Source organism: Exiguobacterium sp. BMC-KP (genome assembly GCF_001275385.1).
Lineage (GTDB): Bacteria > Bacillota > Bacilli > Exiguobacteriales > Exiguobacteriaceae > Exiguobacterium_A.
Genome location: NZ_LGIW01000015.1, coordinates 1,080,411 through 1,096,349 on the forward strand (window position 1 = coordinate 1,080,411; position 15,939 = coordinate 1,096,349).

Genomic DNA, 15,939 nt, shown 5'->3' on the forward strand with positions numbered 1-15,939 from the left:
AAACGCCCCCTATTTCACTTTTTTCGTCTTGACCTTAGGTTTACGTTCTTGATGAATTTGCATGGTATAGACGATGTCGTAAGTTCCTGCTTCATAGCTCCATTCGAAGCTTCGGATATTCGCCCAGAAGGCACGGCGCATCGCCGGAATCTTAACGAGCAGTTTGCTCTCGTTTTCCTGACGATCCTCGAACCATTTCGCGAGTACAACCGGGTTCGAATAGCTCGTCTGTGCGAATGAATACCTTTGTCCGGGGAAGAAAGACTGGATTGGGAACGAGATCGGACTCAAGGCGCCGGTACGTGTATGTGTACGACGGTTGATCGTCCCAATATCTTCATAGCTTCGCGTTCGCGAGAAAGGCAATGTCTCAGGTAGTACAGGTATTTTTTTAGTTGTCGTTTTATTTACTTTGACCTTTTTGTTTTTATACACATATACCGTCACGTATTTACCATTCACTTTTCTCTTCTCAGCGACCTTCACACGCTTATTTTCGGATTTTGTATAGTGATGCTCAAAGTAAATATCGATCGTACTTTTGCTCATCTTTGTGCTCCCATCAGTCCGACTTCATGCGCGATTCTTTTTCCTAGCTTTTCAATATCAGCTTCTTCACGCATCGTGACAGGTCCATTTATATTGACCGTGACATTAGAACCTGATCCACCCATTTTGCCTTTGCGATATTCAGCGTTTTCTTGTTTAGTAAGAATCCCTTCCCCTTCATGAAGATTAGCTCTGTAATCATCTCTAGGAACATACGAAAGACCGAGCGCGTGTGAACCTTCCCACCAACGTTTATCGCCTTTTTTCATACGTTCTGAAGGCATTCCCTCAATCATCCAACCAAGAAGTCCACGACCACCTTTCGCGCCCTCAGGGAGCCACCATCCACCTTTATCGATTTGCTTTTGCATGCCACCTTCTTGACCAATACCAGTTACCTTACCGAGTTTGTCTCCCAACTTGTCGACTTCTTCAATTCCTTTTCGGATAGAATCAATTTTTTCAGAAATACCTGTCAGGATTCCCCCGAATGAATCAAATGCTTCTTTCGGATCTTTTAAATCAGTGCCTGTCAAAATCTCGACAAATGATGTAAATGTCTTCCCACTAGACTTCAAAATATCTTCAAGACCATCAAATGTTTTTGATGACCATTCCGTGATGTCGCTCCATGTAATTTCAACGCCGTCACCTAACCCGAATACATCTTGCAAGAAACCTTGGAATTTACCACTCATCGTACTAGTAAACTGATCCATACCATCTTGATCTTCGAATAATTTGTTCATGCTCTTCATCGCTGGACGAATTTCTTCAAGCATGCCTTTCCCGACTGTCGCAAAGACGCCTTGTGTGTTCGATTTCAACTTCTCCCATTGCCCGGAGGTTGATTCGTTGATTTTTTTAACATATTCTTCTGTAAATCCTTGTTGCCCAAGTAGCTGATCGACGGCTTCGAGGTTGGTCAGCCAGTCATTACTCGAACTCACACCGGCAGCAGACAATGTCGCACGGGACATGTTGAATCGTTCCGCGATTGACGTCATATCACCGGTCATGACTTCACTGATGGCTGTCTTCGCACCTTCCATCCCGCCACCCATCGCTTCGGAGGGGTTCTTTGTCGCGAGTCGTTCCGTGATACCAAGACCTTTCGCAATCTGTTCCGGGTCCTTCGTGTTGTTCAGGAACATCTGCGCCGTGTCCATGAACGGTTGATCCGCGAACATCGATTCCATGCCCTTCGCCTTCGTCAGGTCGTAGATCTGTTTTCCGAGCTCCGGACTTCCACTCAATCCTGTGATACTCATCTGTGTCATCTCAGCCGTCATGGCTGGGGAAATCATGCCGTCGATGATCCCTTTAACCGCGAGACCGCCAAGGGCGACCCCTGCGACGCCTGCCGCTGCCGTGACGCTCCCGAGCAACCCGATGACGCCACCGAGTCCTGTTGACAAACGTCCCACGGCACTCCGTCCCTCGTCTCCGATGCGGTTGAATCCGCTCCCGAGTCGTGTCAGGAAATTGCTCGAATGACTCATTTCCTCGTTCGTCTTTTTGACAGCATCCGACATCTTCAGGAACTTGCCATTCGCATCCCGCAAGCGTCCGTTGGCATCACGGTAGCTTCCGTCTAGTTGATTCGTCGCAGCGGAGACCGTCTTCGTCTTACTTGTCAGCTCATCCATGCCTCGGGAGGTCTTACGTGCCTGCTGCTCCATGGCGCTGAGTCGACTGGACGCCATGTCTTTTGCGTCGAAGACGACGGTATATCGTTTTTCTGCCATTTACATCACCCTCCCGATTCCCTTGGATAGTCGTTCCTGTTCTTCTTCAAGTTGTACGATCAACGAAAGAAACGCGATACGCTTTTCGTCTTCCGACCAGCGAAATGCTTCGTGCGGAGGGATGCCATGCAGACGGAACAGGTGATGATAGAAGAAATCATCCGTAACAGGCTCGTCTTTCAACCTACTCAATCCATCTGCCCGCAACCCTCGCATTAGTTTTTTAGTGCATCGTTTTCCTTCTTCACCTTGTCGAGTCGGATAAAGCCGAGACATTCCTTCGCCGCTTGGTGGATGACGAGTTCTTCTGCCAACGTGACGACTTTCTTGACGATTTCGGTTGCATCCCATGTCCCAAGTGCTTCATAGAGTTCACCTGTGAACACCGGATTTTCGTTATGATCGTGAAGGCTCCGTACGACAACAAGGGCATCGAGTCGCTCAACATATACGCTATGCGGCAGTTCTTTTTCTCCCTGTGTCTGTGAAGCTTCCTTTTCAAGCTCTTTATACAAGGCTTTGTCGAGTTTGACGTAGAACGGGGTATCCGCGAGACCTTTCAGTTCAACCTCGACTTTCACTTCTTCTTCTTGTCGTTTCAACAACTTCTCGATCAGCGATTGGTTCGCCATATGTGTTTCCTCCTTCAGTTTTGGAATAAGTAAAAAAGAGCGGTTGCCCGCTCTTAGTCTCGATCATCACCGTTCTTCAATTTGATGCCTGTCGCGACGAACGGGAACTCTTTCTTAACGACTTCCCCGACCGTCCAGTTGGCGATGTCGCCTGACGTGAACTGGCAATCGATGATTTGGTAGGAGAAGCGCTCACCTGACTCGTAATCCTCGAGCTCTGCGAGGAAATCGATGCGATCCTGCCCTTCTTTATTTAAAGCTGATAGAAGGAGCTTCTGGAGCGTCGATGTGTATTCGAATCCGGCGATCGTACCAGAAATCTTAATACTTTTGTTTTTGTACTGCGTGACAATATTACGAGGTACGAGGACATCTTGTTTGTCAATGTCCAACTTGATTTGAATACGGTCGATGTAGGTCAGACGAGTCCCTGTGCTGTAGTAGAGCGCAAGTCCCGTCCCGAGCATCGTGCGTTTGCCATCGAATGCCATGGATTAAGCACCTCCTGTCGCTGCTGTCGCGGCTACGCTACCGATCTGGAAGTCGATGAAGAACTTCTCAGCGGCGTCAATGAAGTATCCGCGCGTCAGCAAGTAGATTTTGTCGCCTTCCGACACATAGTCCGGATGCAAGGTCGTTTGTGTTCCTGGTGCGAGTACACCTTCGTTGATGAGGGCATCGTTGAAATTGTTGAGCGCACCCGTCAGGATGTCTTGACCTGGTAGATCGTTGTTGATCTTGCCGATGAATCCACTCTCGATCGCATCGTTGAGCGTCGTCTGATAGACGGCTGCGTTGTAGGCGATCCGGAGTTTCCCACCAGAGTGGTGCGGCTTGCTCGGGTTCGTGCCTTCGATGACCTTGCTCGACGTGATCGCCGCTTCCAAGACGACCTGATTGCCGTTATGGATCGGAATCGCGATGCCTGCCGTATACAAGTCTTCACGCTGTGCTTTCGTCAGACGGCGCTCGACATCCGCGAGGAAATCGATGCTCTGGCGTGTGAGCGAGCCTTGTGTCATGCCACGACCGCCCTGTTTCCCTGCGATCCATGCCGCAAGTTCTCCAGGCGAGATGGTATTGCCGTCGATGTCGACGCCACCCATTCCGACGTACATGATGTCGCCGTGCTTACCTGTTGCGTACAGGTTCTTGATCGCCGTGTTGTCCGCGAGTCCTGCCGCACCCCCTGCGACGACGACGAAGTTCTTGCCGTCGAGTGCACCAGCGATACGCCATGCTTTCAGGTCATCGACCTCATCCGAGGTCACGTCGCGTCCGACCGTTGCGACATCGAAGTAGTACGGGTCGAGTTGCGCAAGTCCGTCTGCGAGTGTCTCTGCGTCCTTCAAGACGTATGCCACGATCTGTCGTGCTCCGCCTGCGAAGCAGCGTTTTGCGAACTGATAGTTCGATACGCCAAGTGCTGTGAGTGCCTCCCCGACGTTGTTCAAGGTGACGACCATGCCTTTGTTCGCGGCAAGACCGTTCGTGACCATGCCGATGACGCCCCGTTGTCCAGGACGGATGACTTGGTCCTGCATCTTCTCGATGACCATGTATAGCCCCGGGAGGATCGGTTCTGGTCCATTCTTGTCCCAATATGCCATGTATGTGCTCCTTTCCTAATTCAAAAAAGTAGCGACCCGATTGACGACCGGACCGCGGGTGATGATCTGTTCTGTCTCCTCATGCCACGTCACCGTCAGCGTGACCGCCCCGACCGTATCGACCGGGTTCTCGATGGCGCGGATCTTCGCATCCTGCAAGATGAAGCGTCCGGCGATCGTGTTGTTCTGCGCATAGAGCGGAATCCTGTTGCCTTGCCGTTCTAGGGCATAGAACACCTTCTCGGCGTCCGCTAAGGCTTGCGACCGTTTCGGTGCGAAGAAGGTCACCGTCGCCATGACGAGCCGTCGTGAGATGGCACTGGCGTGCGGGAGTGCTTCCGATAAAGGAGCGGACAAGAAAAGGCAACGCTCTGTGAACGTCGCCGGTACTTGGTCCGTATAGAATTTCGTGATGCCCGATTCCGCGCGACAGAAGGCGAGGAACGAGTTTTGTTTCTGGATCGCCATGCTCAGCCTCCTAACCGACGCTTGACGAGTGCATCGATTTTCTTTTGAATGCCGACCGACATGTATTGCTCGGAAACCGCGACCGCGAAGTCGAAGAAATGCGTCGGTTCGACGAATGACTTGCGTCCTGCCGTCCAGTGGCCATCGTTGACGAATTCCGCATAGCCGTTCGTGGTTCCGGCTTCGACCTCATAGCCATTCTTGCGTTTCTCGAACACGTTGAAGCTATTACCCAGTGAAAAGCTATTCAACATGTCACGGGTGTCGACGAGTTGTTGCCGCACGATTTCTTTCCGGGTCTCGGCTAGAAGTTCAGCCCCGACCGCGTCCATGATGAGCGGGATCGCCTTGTCGAAGTCGCCGCGAATCCGGTCCATGTCCCGTGCAAACTCATCGAATCCATTCATAGCGGTGCCTCCCGCCGAAGCGGACACTCGATATGATGCTGTTTGACCTTGTGCGGCTTCCCAGCGATGTAGACCGACCCGTCGATCACGACCTTGTCCCCTTCCAGGAGGTCAGCCGTAATCTTGAAATGCGCGAGGTCGTCCGAAGACGAGACCCGCATGCTATCGGTCTGAATGAGCGCTCCCCGCCCTCTGACGAGGTAACAGGGCACGTTCACAGCGTCCGGTGTGATCGGATACGAAAAAGCGTCCTCTGACGGGAGACCATAGCCCCCGCCCGAAGACGTCTTGTCAAGATGATAGATACTGGCGCGGTCGGAGAGTAGCTTATCGTAACTCATAGGTACCGCATCCTAACTTGTGGCGCTTCAGAGGCGACGGGCTTGACGTAGGATTCGAGCAAGGCTGTGATTTCGGGTTTCCCCCGCAACCCTGCCGAATCTGCCATCGTGTAGCTATAATCACCAATCTTCTCGCTCTTATAGCCCTTCACCGCGCTCTCATCGAGGGCAGACAGGGCATAGTATTCAGCGAGCTTCTTGCACGCGAGCTTGACGCGGACAGGAACGGTCGGATACTCATTCGTCGGGAACTCATGGTGGACATAATCGAAGATGTCGGCTTCCGCTTGAATGATGTCGTCGGTCAATTGCTGATCCGTGCGCCCCTTGACCGTGTCGAAGCTGGTATAGGCGCGGAGTTCGCTTGGTGTGATGACGGGCATCAGACCCCTCCTTCCTGCGTCGCGAGGATCGCGTCAATCAATTGTGCTTTCGTCAGGCTCGAGCGCCCGGCGATGTTCAAGTCCGTCGCGATCTCGTAGACTTCATCCTTGGTCATCGCGGCCAACTGTTCACGATCGTAAACAGGCTCCTCACTCATCAGAGCGAAAGGAGCCGGGTCAGGGTGTGACGTCTGCGTCGATGTAAACGAGCGCTTTCGGTGTACGGATGACGAAGTCGACGCTTGAGAGGACGAAGTGGTATGTTGCTTGCTTCGCCATCGCTTCAGGACCTTCACCAGTACGCGAGTACTGCACGTCGAATCCAGTGACGACCGTCAAGTTCTCGAGCGGCGTGAAGAGGACTGTATCTTCGACGATGTGGTCGACGACTTCGATGTCGTAACCGTGAAGACGCGTCAAGACACCATTAACAAGAACTGCATCCCCGAGTGCTGTAGGGCGAGCAATGACTTCTGCTTGAAGCGCAGTATGCGTCCCGCGACCCATGACCCAAACGAATGTACCAGCACGGAGTTGTTCTGGCGCGACTTTAATTGGCACGACTTGAAGGTCAGCAATCTTGATTGCACCCGTGACGTCGTGTTTGATCGTGTCTACATTCGTACGAGCAAGTTTAAGGAATCCGTCGTCGAGCTTGATGAAAGCGTCTGCCGAAGATTTGTCGCCGTTGAACGCGAGGTCTTGCAAATCCGCGCCGAACTGTTGCTGGATCATCGATGCGATGATGTCCTCGACGTTCTGACCGCGTGAACGCGCTGTGTAGTAGACGTTGTCGTTCTCGAACCATGCGTCTGTGTAGACAGGAACGAGCGAGAACGGAACCGTACGTTCTTCTGCGTGATCCGTACCATCTGGCGTCGTGTTGATGCCTTGGTGTAATTTCAAGCGGCGTTTTTTGACACCGAGCATGTCGATCGCACCGTTTGCGGATTTAGCAGAGTAGTAGTTCAATTTCGCAAGCGTTGACCCCGAAGCGACGACGTCTTGCATGAAAGCACGTCCGTCATCCGCTGGGAGTGTGACGTTGTTTGACTTCTTAATATTGTCCATCTGTTTTTGGAGCATTTCAGTAGTGTTCAATGGGTTCATCCTCTCTCTTATCCAAAGTGACTTGCGTATGAAGCTTTATCTGGGACTTCTGCCTTCTCGACGGCTTCGTGTGAAGCGGGGAGCGGTCGGACAGATAGCTGTTTTTCGAGTTCTGCGATCTTCGCCTGTGCTTTCTCCAGTTCAGTTACTTCTGGTTCCGCCTCAGGTGCATCGACTTCCGGTTCAGCGGCTTCTGGTGCTTCCGGTTGCGCTGGTTCTTCTTCTTTTGCGACAGGGAGTGCCGCTTTGAGGAGATCCAATACCTCGCCCTTGAACGAGTCTTTAAACGCGTCGAGTTCTTTCTGCAATTGTTCCTGTGTCATGTCTGTCACCTCCTCTCCCGGTTCGTCTGGTAGAATCCCCATGTCTTTGAGAACTTCCGTGACGGAATCTTTCACCTTGGCGAGGAATGACTTGCCGTCCTCTGCCTTCTCGATGACCTCGCCCATGCCAGCGAGTGAGAAGCCTGTGAACTCCCCCTTCTGGATGCCGGACCAGACCTCGTCCGCGACCTTGACTGCCATCACCCATGTGCCTTTGGTGACCGTCTCGCCACCGAGTTCGAAGTCAGCGGGTGCGATATAGGACTCGATGACATCCCCGACTTGCGAGGTGAAGTCGTGCTGCTTGTCGATTTGGCGGTAATCCTTGAGGAAGATGTGTGCCGCCTTCTCGATCTCTTCCGCCGTCATGTAGTCGTCGTGTGCGTCCTTGACGAGCGGTTCATAGACGATGCCGTAGGCAATCTGTTGCGACGCATCCTGCTTGAGGATGTTCATGTCGCGGGAAACGTTTGGCTGTTCCTCACTCTTGGTCAACAAAAAAGACCGCTTGTTAGCAGCCTTGTCGACAATGGAGACGTGAGAAACGACGAGATTCTTGATTTCACGTGGCATAGGAGCCCTCCTATTCAAATTGTGCGATAACGCCCTGACGGATCGCGTTCTTCTCTTCAGCCGATAAGCCGAGGATGTTCGGATCTACGACGGGTGTCGTCGTGCAGTGACAGTTGATACGTTGTTTCGCGGATAAGGACGTGTCACGCGGATAGCGCGCCAGTTCCCCCTCGACGTCGAAGAAATCGTTGAGTCCCTTCTGTGTCCCGCTGAGTGCGACGTGGGAAGCGCGGGGTTTGTTCTTGCGTCCTCCGCTGTGCAACCACTCGACGCCTGTGACAGCGGGTGATTGCCGGTAGGCTTCATCGTCCCCGACACTGGCAGCAGTCAGCGTCTCCGTGATGGCAATGCGTCGTGCCCGCGCGCGGTCGAAGTCCGGTTCATCCTTGAGTGCTTGAATGACGTCATGGACGCTCCCACGTTGTTCTAGGGTGCTTGCGATGACTTGCGTCACCTTGTTCGCCGTGTTCTGGTCGAGGACACGCCCGAGTTCGTCGCTGTAGGCTTGCATGAAGCGGATGCGACTCGGACTGACCGCTTGGAAGACGACGTCCTTATCGATGCGCGCCATCGTCGTGCTGGCGATGTGCGACGCGACTTCTTGCAGGTGTGGCATCAAGGCGAGCGAGACCGCAGGAGCCATCGTCGTTGTTGCTAAGACGCCCGGCAGTCCCATGCTGAACGCGAACCCCATCGTTTGCCCGACTTCTTCGTAGAAGAGGTTGATTGCCGTGATGTAGTCCTTCCGGTGCTCCCGCAGGAGCCGAGCCAACACCGCTTCGAGTCCGTTGATCCGTTCAATCAGGTATTCGACCTCTGGGAAGTCCTTCAGCAGACCGCGCAGTTCATCGTCGTCCGCCTTCGTGATGAAGGAGATGTCACACATCGCCCTCACCCTTCCAACCACCGACGACATCGTTCAGCTCTGTGAGCTCGTCACGTACGTCTTTGAGCACGTCCTTGATGATGCCACCCTCCGCCTTGGCTAAGGCTTCTCCCGTCGCTTGTGCGAGCTGTTGCGTCGGATTAGGGACAGCATCGCCCGAAGGCAAGTCGTACTTCTCGTCTGGTAGCGGTTCGAGTTCCTTGCCGAGCAATGGACCGATGACCGCCCGCTTCTCGTTGACGGAAAGGGATGCCCCTGTCTTGTCGAGTGCGGAGATGATCAGTTCGCCATCCGTGAGTTCTGGTGCACCGAGCGCTACCTTCACATGCTTGAAGCCGTAGGAAGGCAATAGCAAGCGGTTGAACAGCATCTCGATCTCGACGCGTTCGGGTTGGAAGACCTGTTCCTCTGCGATGCGGCGTGCTTCCTCGACCGTGGCGCGGTTGTAGTCGCTCGACAGCCCCACGTAGACCGGAGGCAAGCGGAAGACGGACAACAGCTTGTCCCGTGCCTTGTCGTCGTACTCCAAGAACAAAGCGTCCTTCTGGAGCATGTCGGTCATCGATTTGAGTTCGACCTTTGGTGCTTGCTTGCTTTCGCCTGTCGGATCTTCGTCGACGCCATCCAGTTCGATGACAAGAATCTTGTGTTGGGCGTTCTCGTTGCCGACATCATTCGCATATTGGCTTAATTGTTGTTCACTCGCTTCCGACAGTTGACCGTTCGAAACGATGATTGCCGCAGGAAGGTGACGCCCTTGCGTGAAGTAACGGTAGTTCAGTTCTTCCGCTTTGCGTGCCCCTGCGAGTGATGGGACATGCCCAATCCAGCGCGGGATGCCATAATCCGCGTCTCCGAGCTTCCAGTGCACGATCTCCGTTGCCGTCCCGACTGCACCCTCCGGTAGATAGTCACCTGTCAGGCGGTCCATCGGTCGCGGATCATTGAACTGCTTGAAGAACAGTTTCTGACCAAGTCGGAACCGTCGAAAGGCACGCTGTGCGGTCTTCTTGGCGCCCATCCGCTCGATCGTCACCTCGACGGGTGCACCGGGCTTGCTGACTTGCATGTCATCAGGATTGACGCGGATCAGTTCGATGACATCACCCTTCGGATCACGTAAAACTTCAATGAACGCCTCTCCGATGGTCTCGCGGTCGATGACCAACTGCTTGAACACCTTCGTCAGCGGTTCGTCGAAACCCATCCAGTCGAGCGTCTCCTGTAGTTTGTTCCATTCCGCTTCTTTTGCGGCATCATCCGACGTCTCCTCGACGTATTCCGGCATGAACCCATACCCGGCGATGTTGTGCGCATAGGCATCGATGGACTGGCGCAAGATGGTCGACTGTTCCACCATCAGACGGAGTGATTTGCGTTCGTACGGTGGCGCAACCCACGTCCCGCTCTCCGATTCCGTCAGGAGCGACTTGACGACGGGCAACTTCACGCTATCCGCACTCTTAATCAAATGTGCTTTCATCTATCCACCTCCTAGAAACTCAATTTTCTTCCCTCACGTCGCTTCTTCGGCTTGACGTGGAGATACTCGACGGCATACCTAAGCGCGTCCATCAAGTGGTTGTAATCGTCAATCGGCTTGTTGACGGACTCGCCACTCAAGCGGTCCTTGTCCCAGACATAGTTGTTGATCTCGATGATGAAGTTCGTACAGCGAGGATGAATGATAATCTCGTACTCCTGCAAGCGGGTGATCCCGTGCATGACGCTGTCCTTGCCCTTACGTGCCCCTGTGACACGGGTGATGCCAGAGCGACGTAATTCCTCAATCGTCTTCGGCTCCGCGCTGTCGGCAACGATATGGCGCTTGTGGACCTGCTTGTACTTAAGCATCGAAGCAATCTCGCTGTTGAGCATGCCCGTCTGGTAATGCTCGTCACAGACGTATAGCTTCTTGTTCTCCTCATCCACCTGAATGTCGATGAACGCGGTCGGATCGGTCGCAAACCCGAAGTCGAGTCCGGCATAGTTCGGAAGGTCGTCCCGTCGTGTGAATTCCTCGACACGGAACCGTTCGAATACCAGTCCATCAGCAATCCCCCACTCGCCGTCGCAAACAATCTTCGCCCGGCGTGGGTTCGTGTGATACAAGTCCTCGTAGCGTGCTCTATCCACCTCATCGAGCCATTCATTGACGCGGAACGTCGTCGTCGTGCTGAATGTGTTACTTCGTCGCGTCGCTTCATCGAAGAAGACCTTCTTGAGCCAGTGCCGCTCACTCCACGGGTTGAACGTGATCGTGACCTGCTTGAAGAAGTCGTCCGACTCATGACTCCCCCGAATCGATTCCACGACCGTCGAGAACTTGTGCTCCGTCTCGATCTCGAACGCTTCCTCGAACCATGCCCAACAAAGCATGCCGTGCTCGACAGTAATCGACGTAATCTTGAGTGGGTCATCCAGTCCGCGGAACAGAATCTTTTGCCCCGTCGGCTTGTACGTCAGTTCCGGCAGGGACTCATTCGTCTTCCACAGGTGTTTGACGCCTAGCCGTGCGATCGCCCACTTCAAGTCGGTATACGTCGATTGCTTGAGCGTATTCGAGAAGCGGCGCACGACGAGTAGGTTCGCCCACGGGTGTTTCATGATCCGTTCGACGAAGTTGATGGCAGCGGTCTTCGATTTCTTCGACCCCCGTGATCCCTTGACGACGCGGTAGAACGATTTGTCATGCCAGAAGCGGTTGTATCCGCCTCCGATTAAGTCTTTGATGCTGACGACTGGACCCTCAATCATCCTCGGGCACATCCTCGACGAACGTCGGTGTCTTGACCTCTAACTCCGTGACGTCCGTGAACAAGCGGTAGCGTTTCCCGAGCAGTTCAGCGGCTTTCGTCCGTTCGGATACGGTTGGCGTCTCTTTCGACACGATCTGGAAACCTTGCCCCTGTCCGACGAGGACGGTCCCCTTTTCTTCTCCGCGTAGGACGCCCGTGAGGTACTCTAGGACTTCGTCTTGCGAGGCGATGAGGGCGGTGGTCTTACTTTTCATCCGTTCGTCTATATAGGAACGAATATTAAGTTTTGTTAAGTTCTGCACTCCAATTACCGCTGCTGTTTTTTCGCTGTATCCTGCCCGTATTGCCGCCTGTGTTGCGTTCAAATCAATCAGATATTCGTCACAAAATCGTTGTTGCTTTGGTGTCATCCTTGCCACTTCCTCACCCCCTCTCTCATGCTCTGCATCCAACCGACCGTATCGGCTCGACGCAAGGCACAAAAAAAGACACCGGTTAGGGCGTCTCACGTTACTTTGTAATTTTCTCGAATGCCTCTAGAGCACTCTTGGATAACTTGAGATATTCATCCGAATTATGGTCTGTAGACATCAACTCGTAATGTTCCTCAATTGAATCATTGATTCGATTTTGAAGCGTCTTATCATCATTGATCAACGCATCTTTATAATACGGCGCCAATGCTGCGACGAATCCTGTGTACGCCATACCAGTCTCTAGTGCATCAGCGTTTAAAACCCCGCCTAGCCCACTTCGTCCTACCCCGTTAAAACTTTGACGAAAAGCTAGTTCCATCTCTACGAAAAATTGATGATTCATTCGTTTCACTCCTTATTCAGAATAAGAAGATTTTACCATAACGTTTAGCCATTCAATAAATCGTTTTATCTTCAGCCCTTTGAACATTCGGCAGTGCATGTCGTATAGGATACGTTTGAACTCGTTGATTTCTTCTTCGACTGTTTTCAAATCACCAATCCTCCTCTTCATAAATCGAAGAGTCGACCATACTTCCACAGTCTTTACATTCGTATATTCCTTGACTCCATTCTTCTGTTTCTCCTCCGCATAGTTCACACGTTTCTGCCATCCTTCTTCCTCCCTTACCTCACTCCAGGCGGTTCGCCCCTGTCTAACGTCAACCGGTACAACATGTGACTCTCGTTCTTCGTACGCCCATCGCAATCCTCAATGCAGATAATCGCTGTCTCGCTGTACAGCGTGGTGATCACACCACTACGGTTCGGCAAGGATTTATACGTCGTCTTCACGCGGTCATGCAGTTTCAGTTTCGACAAGTGCCTTCTCTCCCTTCGTGTACTCCAAGCAACGGGCGGTACCCACTGGTTGCAGGACACGAAAAAGGGACCCCACGCAGTCGTAGTATCCCTTCTTGCTCATATCTGTTACACGGGTAAGGATTTACACCTTACATAGTGGTTCTCATCGGTCATGTTTGCTTCTATACCACCAAAGTTAGGAGTCTTTCACTCTCTCGATGCCCCGACCAAGTGCGTCTACTTATTCCGCCACCGTGTAACTATCATATTCATATCGATCTCCCCTGTAGGATTTGAACCTACGACCTCTTGGTCCCAAACCAAGCGCTCTACCAAGCTGAGCTAAGGAGAGGTAAAAAAACCGCCTGAAACCGCAACAGACGGTTTCTATTTCCCTTACGCTAGGAAAGGTTGCTCGGACAAACGCTCGCAATCCATATCAGTACGACTACATACATTGCTCTAGCTTATCCTGCAAACAACGCACGACCACTCCGCCCTGCTACGACGACTCGGAAGTCTTTCTATGTGTGTGGCTGCGTCATGCGCTGTTCGCAAGGGATAAACGTCCGATCACGCAAGGAGTGGATGACCTGTCGCTTATCCGTTGATGTACCTGCCCACTCGAAAGGAGGAACGTGTGGATTTGTACAGTACAAGCATATCGCAGAAAAGCGCGCCATCCCTTGCCGTTTCCTTTACTTATCCTTTACCTGAAAAAGACGCCCCGAAGGACGTCCCTCTCAGTCTTCTTCAATTTCTCGTAACCGTTCCACCAGGTGCAGATAGTTATATCCATCGAGTATGACCCCACCTTGAAAGAATTCCGTGACCGTCACAATCGTCCCGTCTTCGATGGCCTCGTTCGGGTGCGGGCGGAGTGCCTGACTCACGACGTACCGATAGGACTTACCAACTTCAATGTTCATTCTGCTTCCTCCATTCCTATAAATCCATGCCGTCTCAATGCCCTATATACCTTACCTTGCGAACATCCGAAGTCCTTCGCGATCTGCTTATACGTCCGTCCCCAGTTCACACGCTGATGGTACAAATAGAAGAAGGTGATTTCTTCCTTATTCCCACTTTTCGGTGTTCGTGCCGTCGACCTTGCCGCCTTCTTCCATTCCACTACCAGCTCGAAGTGCTCCATGTAGCGATAGAGCGTGTTCTTCGAGACGTGGAGGTGCTGGGTGATGCCTGGTAACCTCACGCCCTCCTGCCGCATCTGGATCGCTTCCTTGCATTCGTCACGGGTCAAGGTCATGCGTTGCTTCCATGTGCTCATACCGCCCCTCCTTAAAATAACTTCTCCTGGTAATCCCCTCGCGCGCTCTCCCGTTCCATGTTGCGCTTGATTGCCGCGAAACGCGCCTCCTGTGCGTCGTCCCACTCGCTGTGTACCTCGACTTGCGCGCGCATCACCCAGACGCGTGAGCGGCTGATGACGCGCCCTCGTTGCGGGTATTCGCTGTGCTTATGGTGCTTGACCCACGACGTGAAGTGAAGGCGCTCCCCCTCGACGTCGAGTAATCCGAAAGTTCGTTCCTGATCCTGCGTATAGGTCGCGGCGTAGATCCCGTCCTGCATCATTGGTTGTCCCAGTTATCGATTTCAACTGCAAATCCTCGTTCTTGAAGAATTTGCGTTGTTCCTTCGTGGCAAGAACCGTAAAAAGAATGAGTTGAGAGATAAAGACGATCTTCTGCATCCGTTTTGCTTTTCACCCAACCGCATCCCATATCCAAGTCGATCTTTAGATAGTGAGTATCTGACTTGCACTGGTTCAATTCTTCCCATGACTTAACCAATGTTCTATTGTTCATCTCGTCATCTCCCTATTATTTTTACTTTTTATCCAGAACCACCGAGAGGCGCATGCCCCTCAGTAGCCGTCTCCGAAATGGTCGTGCACGATGCCAAGTAGCTTGTTCTTGATGCCGTAGTACGTCCGTGTCGAGCTGATCCGCATCTCGTGCATCACCGCGTCGTCCGAGCGGAAGTATTTCGGGTCGTAGAGTAGCTCCCACAGCAGGCGTTGCTGGTCGTCGATGAGTGATTCGTGGATGCGACAGAGAATCGTGTAGCGCTTGAGCAACATCTCGACCTCGCTCATCGTCAGTGCGTACCGTTCAACCTTGCTGCTTGGTGCCTGGTGCGTCTGGACCTCACTCGGGTTGTAGCCGGGCGTCATCTTCGTCGCCGCCATCTCTGCCATCGCCCGTTTGCTCTCGATCCGGCTCGGGAGCGTGAAGTATTCCTTCAGGTGCTTGCCCGCCGCCTTGCGTTGCTCCTTCGTCAGCTTCGTCTCGAACAGGCGCTCCTGCATCAGTATGCCTCCATGATGCGACGGTAGTTGATGCCTTGTTTGTGTTCATACATGCCGATGATGTCCGTCTCCGTGTACCCGAACCATTCGAGGATGATGGACCATGCGGCGAACATCTTCGCGTTGCGATCAGATTGCATCAAACAGAGGTAGAGCCGGTCGAGCTTCTCGTTCTGGAGAAACAGCGTGTCCTGCTCGAACAGTGCCCGCTCGTATTCCACGCGCCGCGCAGATGCCTTCGGGTGATCCGTCATGAGCAGCGAGGCGTAGAAGTGGAGCCAGTCGATTGCTTCCTCGAGCAACTTCTTTGGGTCGCACTTCCCGTTGCTCCAGTATTTGAACGTCTTCGTCTCGTTGATGGTCTCTCCCGCTTCGACGACCATCGCGACATAGCGTTTTGTGTGCAGATCGTTCGCAAATTCATCCGGTGTGATGCCGCGTGACGCGCAGATGCTTTCATCGAGCGTGACTTGTTTCTGGCAAATCGCTTCGAGTGTGTCAAGCGAGAGGATGAGTGGGCGTGGTTCGTGTGTCATATGTG

General features: G+C 52.8%; 24 protein-coding genes and 1 tRNA gene. All 25 read right to left on the reverse strand.

Features of this window, described 5'->3' with window-relative positions; translation table 11 throughout:
- Nucleotides 1–9: 9 nt before the first annotated feature.
- Complete coding sequence (locus ADM98_RS11415) at nt 10–549, reverse strand: hypothetical protein (protein WP_053453624.1); 540 nt, start codon at nt 547–549, stop codon at nt 10–12.
- On the reverse strand, nt 546–2,297 hold the full coding sequence (locus ADM98_RS11420; protein WP_053453625.1) for a hypothetical protein: 1,752 nt from the start codon (nt 2,295–2,297) through the stop codon (nt 546–548). The genes ADM98_RS11415 and ADM98_RS11420 overlap by 4 nt, the downstream gene beginning before the upstream one ends.
- Complete coding sequence (locus tag ADM98_RS11425) at nt 2,298–2,513, reverse strand: hypothetical protein (protein WP_053453626.1); 216 nt, start codon at nt 2,511–2,513, stop codon at nt 2,298–2,300.
- Nucleotides 2,513–2,929: a hypothetical protein gene (locus ADM98_RS11430; RefSeq protein ID WP_053453627.1), complete on the reverse strand. Its 417-nt coding sequence runs from the start codon at nt 2,927–2,929 to the stop codon at nt 2,513–2,515. The genes ADM98_RS11425 and ADM98_RS11430 overlap by 1 nt, the downstream gene beginning before the upstream one ends.
- Before the next feature lie 53 nt (nt 2,930–2,982).
- On the reverse strand, nt 2,983–3,420 hold the full coding sequence (locus tag ADM98_RS11435; RefSeq protein WP_053453628.1) for a phage tail tube protein: 438 nt from the start codon (nt 3,418–3,420) through the stop codon (nt 2,983–2,985).
- 3 nt (nt 3,421–3,423) lie between these two features.
- A complete protein-coding gene (locus ADM98_RS11440; RefSeq protein WP_053453629.1) occupies nt 3,424–4,539 on the reverse strand; it encodes a phage tail sheath subtilisin-like domain-containing protein in 1,116 nt (371 codons plus the stop codon).
- 15 nt (nt 4,540–4,554) lie between these two features.
- The gene (locus ADM98_RS11445) at nt 4,555–5,007 is read right to left on the reverse strand and encodes a hypothetical protein (protein ID WP_053453630.1); all 453 of its coding nucleotides are present in this window, start codon (nt 5,005–5,007) and stop codon (nt 4,555–4,557) included.
- A gap of 2 nt (nt 5,008–5,009) precedes the next feature.
- Complete coding sequence (locus ADM98_RS11450) at nt 5,010–5,414, reverse strand: HK97 gp10 family phage protein (protein ID WP_053453631.1); 405 nt, start codon at nt 5,412–5,414, stop codon at nt 5,010–5,012.
- On the reverse strand, nt 5,411–5,755 hold the full coding sequence (locus tag ADM98_RS11455; RefSeq protein WP_053453632.1) for a DUF3599 family protein: 345 nt from the start codon (nt 5,753–5,755) through the stop codon (nt 5,411–5,413). The genes ADM98_RS11450 and ADM98_RS11455 overlap by 4 nt, the downstream gene beginning before the upstream one ends.
- The gene (gene yqbG / locus ADM98_RS11460) at nt 5,752–6,138 is read right to left on the reverse strand and encodes a protein YqbG (protein ID WP_053453633.1); all 387 of its coding nucleotides are present in this window, start codon (nt 6,136–6,138) and stop codon (nt 5,752–5,754) included. The genes ADM98_RS11455 and yqbG overlap by 4 nt, the downstream gene beginning before the upstream one ends.
- Nucleotides 6,138–6,296: a Rho termination factor N-terminal domain-containing protein gene (locus tag ADM98_RS17170; RefSeq protein WP_082318551.1), complete on the reverse strand. Its 159-nt coding sequence runs from the start codon at nt 6,294–6,296 to the stop codon at nt 6,138–6,140. The genes yqbG and ADM98_RS17170 overlap by 1 nt, the downstream gene beginning before the upstream one ends.
- A gap of 19 nt (nt 6,297–6,315) precedes the next feature.
- Nucleotides 6,316–7,239, reverse strand: a complete 924-nt coding sequence (locus tag ADM98_RS11465) for a phage major capsid family protein (protein WP_200904898.1) — start codon at nt 7,237–7,239, stop codon at nt 6,316–6,318.
- A gap of 17 nt (nt 7,240–7,256) precedes the next feature.
- Nucleotides 7,257–8,144, reverse strand: coding sequence for an XkdF-like putative serine protease domain-containing protein (locus ADM98_RS11470; protein WP_053453635.1), 888 nt, complete (start codon nt 8,142–8,144; stop codon nt 7,257–7,259).
- A gap of 10 nt (nt 8,145–8,154) precedes the next feature.
- Nucleotides 8,155–9,030, reverse strand: coding sequence for a phage minor head protein (locus tag ADM98_RS11475; RefSeq protein ID WP_053453636.1), 876 nt, complete (start codon nt 9,028–9,030; stop codon nt 8,155–8,157).
- Nucleotides 9,023–10,513 (reverse strand): phage portal protein, encoded by a 1,491-nt coding sequence (locus tag ADM98_RS11480; protein ID WP_053453637.1) that lies wholly within the window; start codon nt 10,511–10,513, stop codon nt 9,023–9,025. Before ADM98_RS11480 ends, ADM98_RS11475 begins: the two co-directional genes overlap by 8 nt.
- 11 nt (nt 10,514–10,524) lie before the next feature.
- Nucleotides 10,525–11,787 carry a PBSX family phage terminase large subunit gene (locus tag ADM98_RS11485; protein WP_053453638.1) on the reverse strand — a complete coding sequence of 421 codons (1,263 nt, stop codon included), beginning with the start codon at nt 11,785–11,787 and terminating at the stop codon, nt 10,525–10,527.
- The gene (locus ADM98_RS11490) at nt 11,780–12,199 is read right to left on the reverse strand and encodes a terminase small subunit (RefSeq protein ID WP_053453639.1); all 420 of its coding nucleotides are present in this window, start codon (nt 12,197–12,199) and stop codon (nt 11,780–11,782) included. The genes ADM98_RS11485 and ADM98_RS11490 overlap by 8 nt, the downstream gene beginning before the upstream one ends.
- Nucleotides 12,200–12,299: 100 nt before the next feature.
- Entirely contained in the window at nt 12,300–12,608 is a 309-nt protein-coding gene (locus tag ADM98_RS11495; protein ID WP_053453640.1) for a hypothetical protein, read from the reverse strand.
- A 739-nt stretch (nt 12,609–13,347) separates the two neighbouring features.
- Nucleotides 13,348–13,421, reverse strand: a tRNA-Pro gene (locus ADM98_RS11505).
- Between the two features lie 391 nt (nt 13,422–13,812).
- Nucleotides 13,813–13,998 carry a hypothetical protein gene (locus ADM98_RS11510; protein WP_053453642.1) on the reverse strand — a complete coding sequence of 62 codons (186 nt, stop codon included), beginning with the start codon at nt 13,996–13,998 and terminating at the stop codon, nt 13,813–13,815.
- Entirely contained in the window at nt 13,995–14,357 is a 363-nt protein-coding gene (locus ADM98_RS11515) for a hypothetical protein (protein ID WP_053453643.1), read from the reverse strand. The genes ADM98_RS11510 and ADM98_RS11515 overlap by 4 nt, the downstream gene beginning before the upstream one ends.
- A gap of 11 nt (nt 14,358–14,368) precedes the next feature.
- On the reverse strand, nt 14,369–14,662 hold the full coding sequence (locus ADM98_RS11520) for a hypothetical protein (RefSeq protein WP_053453644.1): 294 nt from the start codon (nt 14,660–14,662) through the stop codon (nt 14,369–14,371).
- On the reverse strand, nt 14,659–14,895 hold the full coding sequence (locus tag ADM98_RS11525) for a hypothetical protein (protein WP_053453645.1): 237 nt from the start codon (nt 14,893–14,895) through the stop codon (nt 14,659–14,661). The genes ADM98_RS11520 and ADM98_RS11525 overlap by 4 nt, the downstream gene beginning before the upstream one ends.
- 59 nt (nt 14,896–14,954) lie before the next feature.
- Nucleotides 14,955–15,398 (reverse strand): hypothetical protein, encoded by a 444-nt coding sequence (locus ADM98_RS11530; protein WP_053453646.1) that lies wholly within the window; start codon nt 15,396–15,398, stop codon nt 14,955–14,957.
- On the reverse strand, nt 15,398–15,934 hold the full coding sequence (locus ADM98_RS11535; RefSeq protein WP_053453647.1) for a dUTPase: 537 nt from the start codon (nt 15,932–15,934) through the stop codon (nt 15,398–15,400). The genes ADM98_RS11530 and ADM98_RS11535 overlap by 1 nt, the downstream gene beginning before the upstream one ends.
- Nucleotides 15,935–15,939: the final 5 nt, after the last annotated feature.

Coding starts and splice junctions, on each gene's coding strand:
- ADM98_RS11415 (WP_053453624.1), bottom strand. CDS start 549: ATGAGCAAAAGTACGATCGATATTTACTTTGAGCATCACTATACAAAA.
- ADM98_RS11420 (WP_053453625.1), bottom strand. CDS start 2,297: ATGGCAGAAAAACGATATACCGTCGTCTTCGACGCAAAAGACATGGCG.
- ADM98_RS11425 (WP_053453626.1), bottom strand. CDS start 2,513: ATGCGAGGGTTGCGGGCAGATGGATTGAGTAGGTTGAAAGACGAGCCT.
- ADM98_RS11430 (WP_053453627.1), bottom strand. CDS start 2,929: ATGGCGAACCAATCGCTGATCGAGAAGTTGTTGAAACGACAAGAAGAA.
- ADM98_RS11435 (WP_053453628.1), bottom strand. CDS start 3,420: ATGGCATTCGATGGCAAACGCACGATGCTCGGGACGGGACTTGCGCTC.
- ADM98_RS11440 (WP_053453629.1), bottom strand. CDS start 4,539: ATGGCATATTGGGACAAGAATGGACCAGAACCGATCCTCCCGGGGCTA.
- ADM98_RS11445 (WP_053453630.1), bottom strand. CDS start 5,007: ATGGCGATCCAGAAACAAAACTCGTTCCTCGCCTTCTGTCGCGCGGAA.
- ADM98_RS11450 (WP_053453631.1), bottom strand. CDS start 5,414: ATGAATGGATTCGATGAGTTTGCACGGGACATGGACCGGATTCGCGGC.
- ADM98_RS11455 (WP_053453632.1), bottom strand. CDS start 5,755: ATGAGTTACGATAAGCTACTCTCCGACCGCGCCAGTATCTATCATCTT.
- yqbG (WP_053453633.1), bottom strand. CDS start 6,138: ATGCCCGTCATCACACCAAGCGAACTCCGCGCCTATACCAGCTTCGAC.
- ADM98_RS17170 (WP_082318551.1), bottom strand. CDS start 6,296: ATGAGTGAGGAGCCTGTTTACGATCGTGAACAGTTGGCCGCGATGACC.
- ADM98_RS11470 (WP_053453635.1), bottom strand. CDS start 8,144: ATGCCACGTGAAATCAAGAATCTCGTCGTTTCTCACGTCTCCATTGTC.
- ADM98_RS11475 (WP_053453636.1), bottom strand. CDS start 9,030: ATGTGTGACATCTCCTTCATCACGAAGGCGGACGACGATGAACTGCGC.
- ADM98_RS11480 (WP_053453637.1), bottom strand. CDS start 10,513: ATGAAAGCACATTTGATTAAGAGTGCGGATAGCGTGAAGTTGCCCGTC.
- ADM98_RS11485 (WP_053453638.1), bottom strand. CDS start 11,787: ATGATTGAGGGTCCAGTCGTCAGCATCAAAGACTTAATCGGAGGCGGA.
- ADM98_RS11490 (WP_053453639.1), bottom strand. CDS start 12,199: ATGACACCAAAGCAACAACGATTTTGTGACGAATATCTGATTGATTTG.
- ADM98_RS11495 (WP_053453640.1), bottom strand. CDS start 12,608: ATGAATCATCAATTTTTCGTAGAGATGGAACTAGCTTTTCGTCAAAGT.
- ADM98_RS11510 (WP_053453642.1), bottom strand. CDS start 13,998: ATGAACATTGAAGTTGGTAAGTCCTATCGGTACGTCGTGAGTCAGGCA.
- ADM98_RS11515 (WP_053453643.1), bottom strand. CDS start 14,357: ATGAGCACATGGAAGCAACGCATGACCTTGACCCGTGACGAATGCAAG.
- ADM98_RS11520 (WP_053453644.1), bottom strand. CDS start 14,662: ATGATGCAGGACGGGATCTACGCCGCGACCTATACGCAGGATCAGGAA.
- ADM98_RS11525 (WP_053453645.1), bottom strand. CDS start 14,895: ATGAACAATAGAACATTGGTTAAGTCATGGGAAGAATTGAACCAGTGC.
- ADM98_RS11530 (WP_053453646.1), bottom strand. CDS start 15,398: ATGCAGGAGCGCCTGTTCGAGACGAAGCTGACGAAGGAGCAACGCAAG.
- ADM98_RS11535 (WP_053453647.1), bottom strand. CDS start 15,934: ATGACACACGAACCACGCCCACTCATCCTCTCGCTTGACACACTCGAA.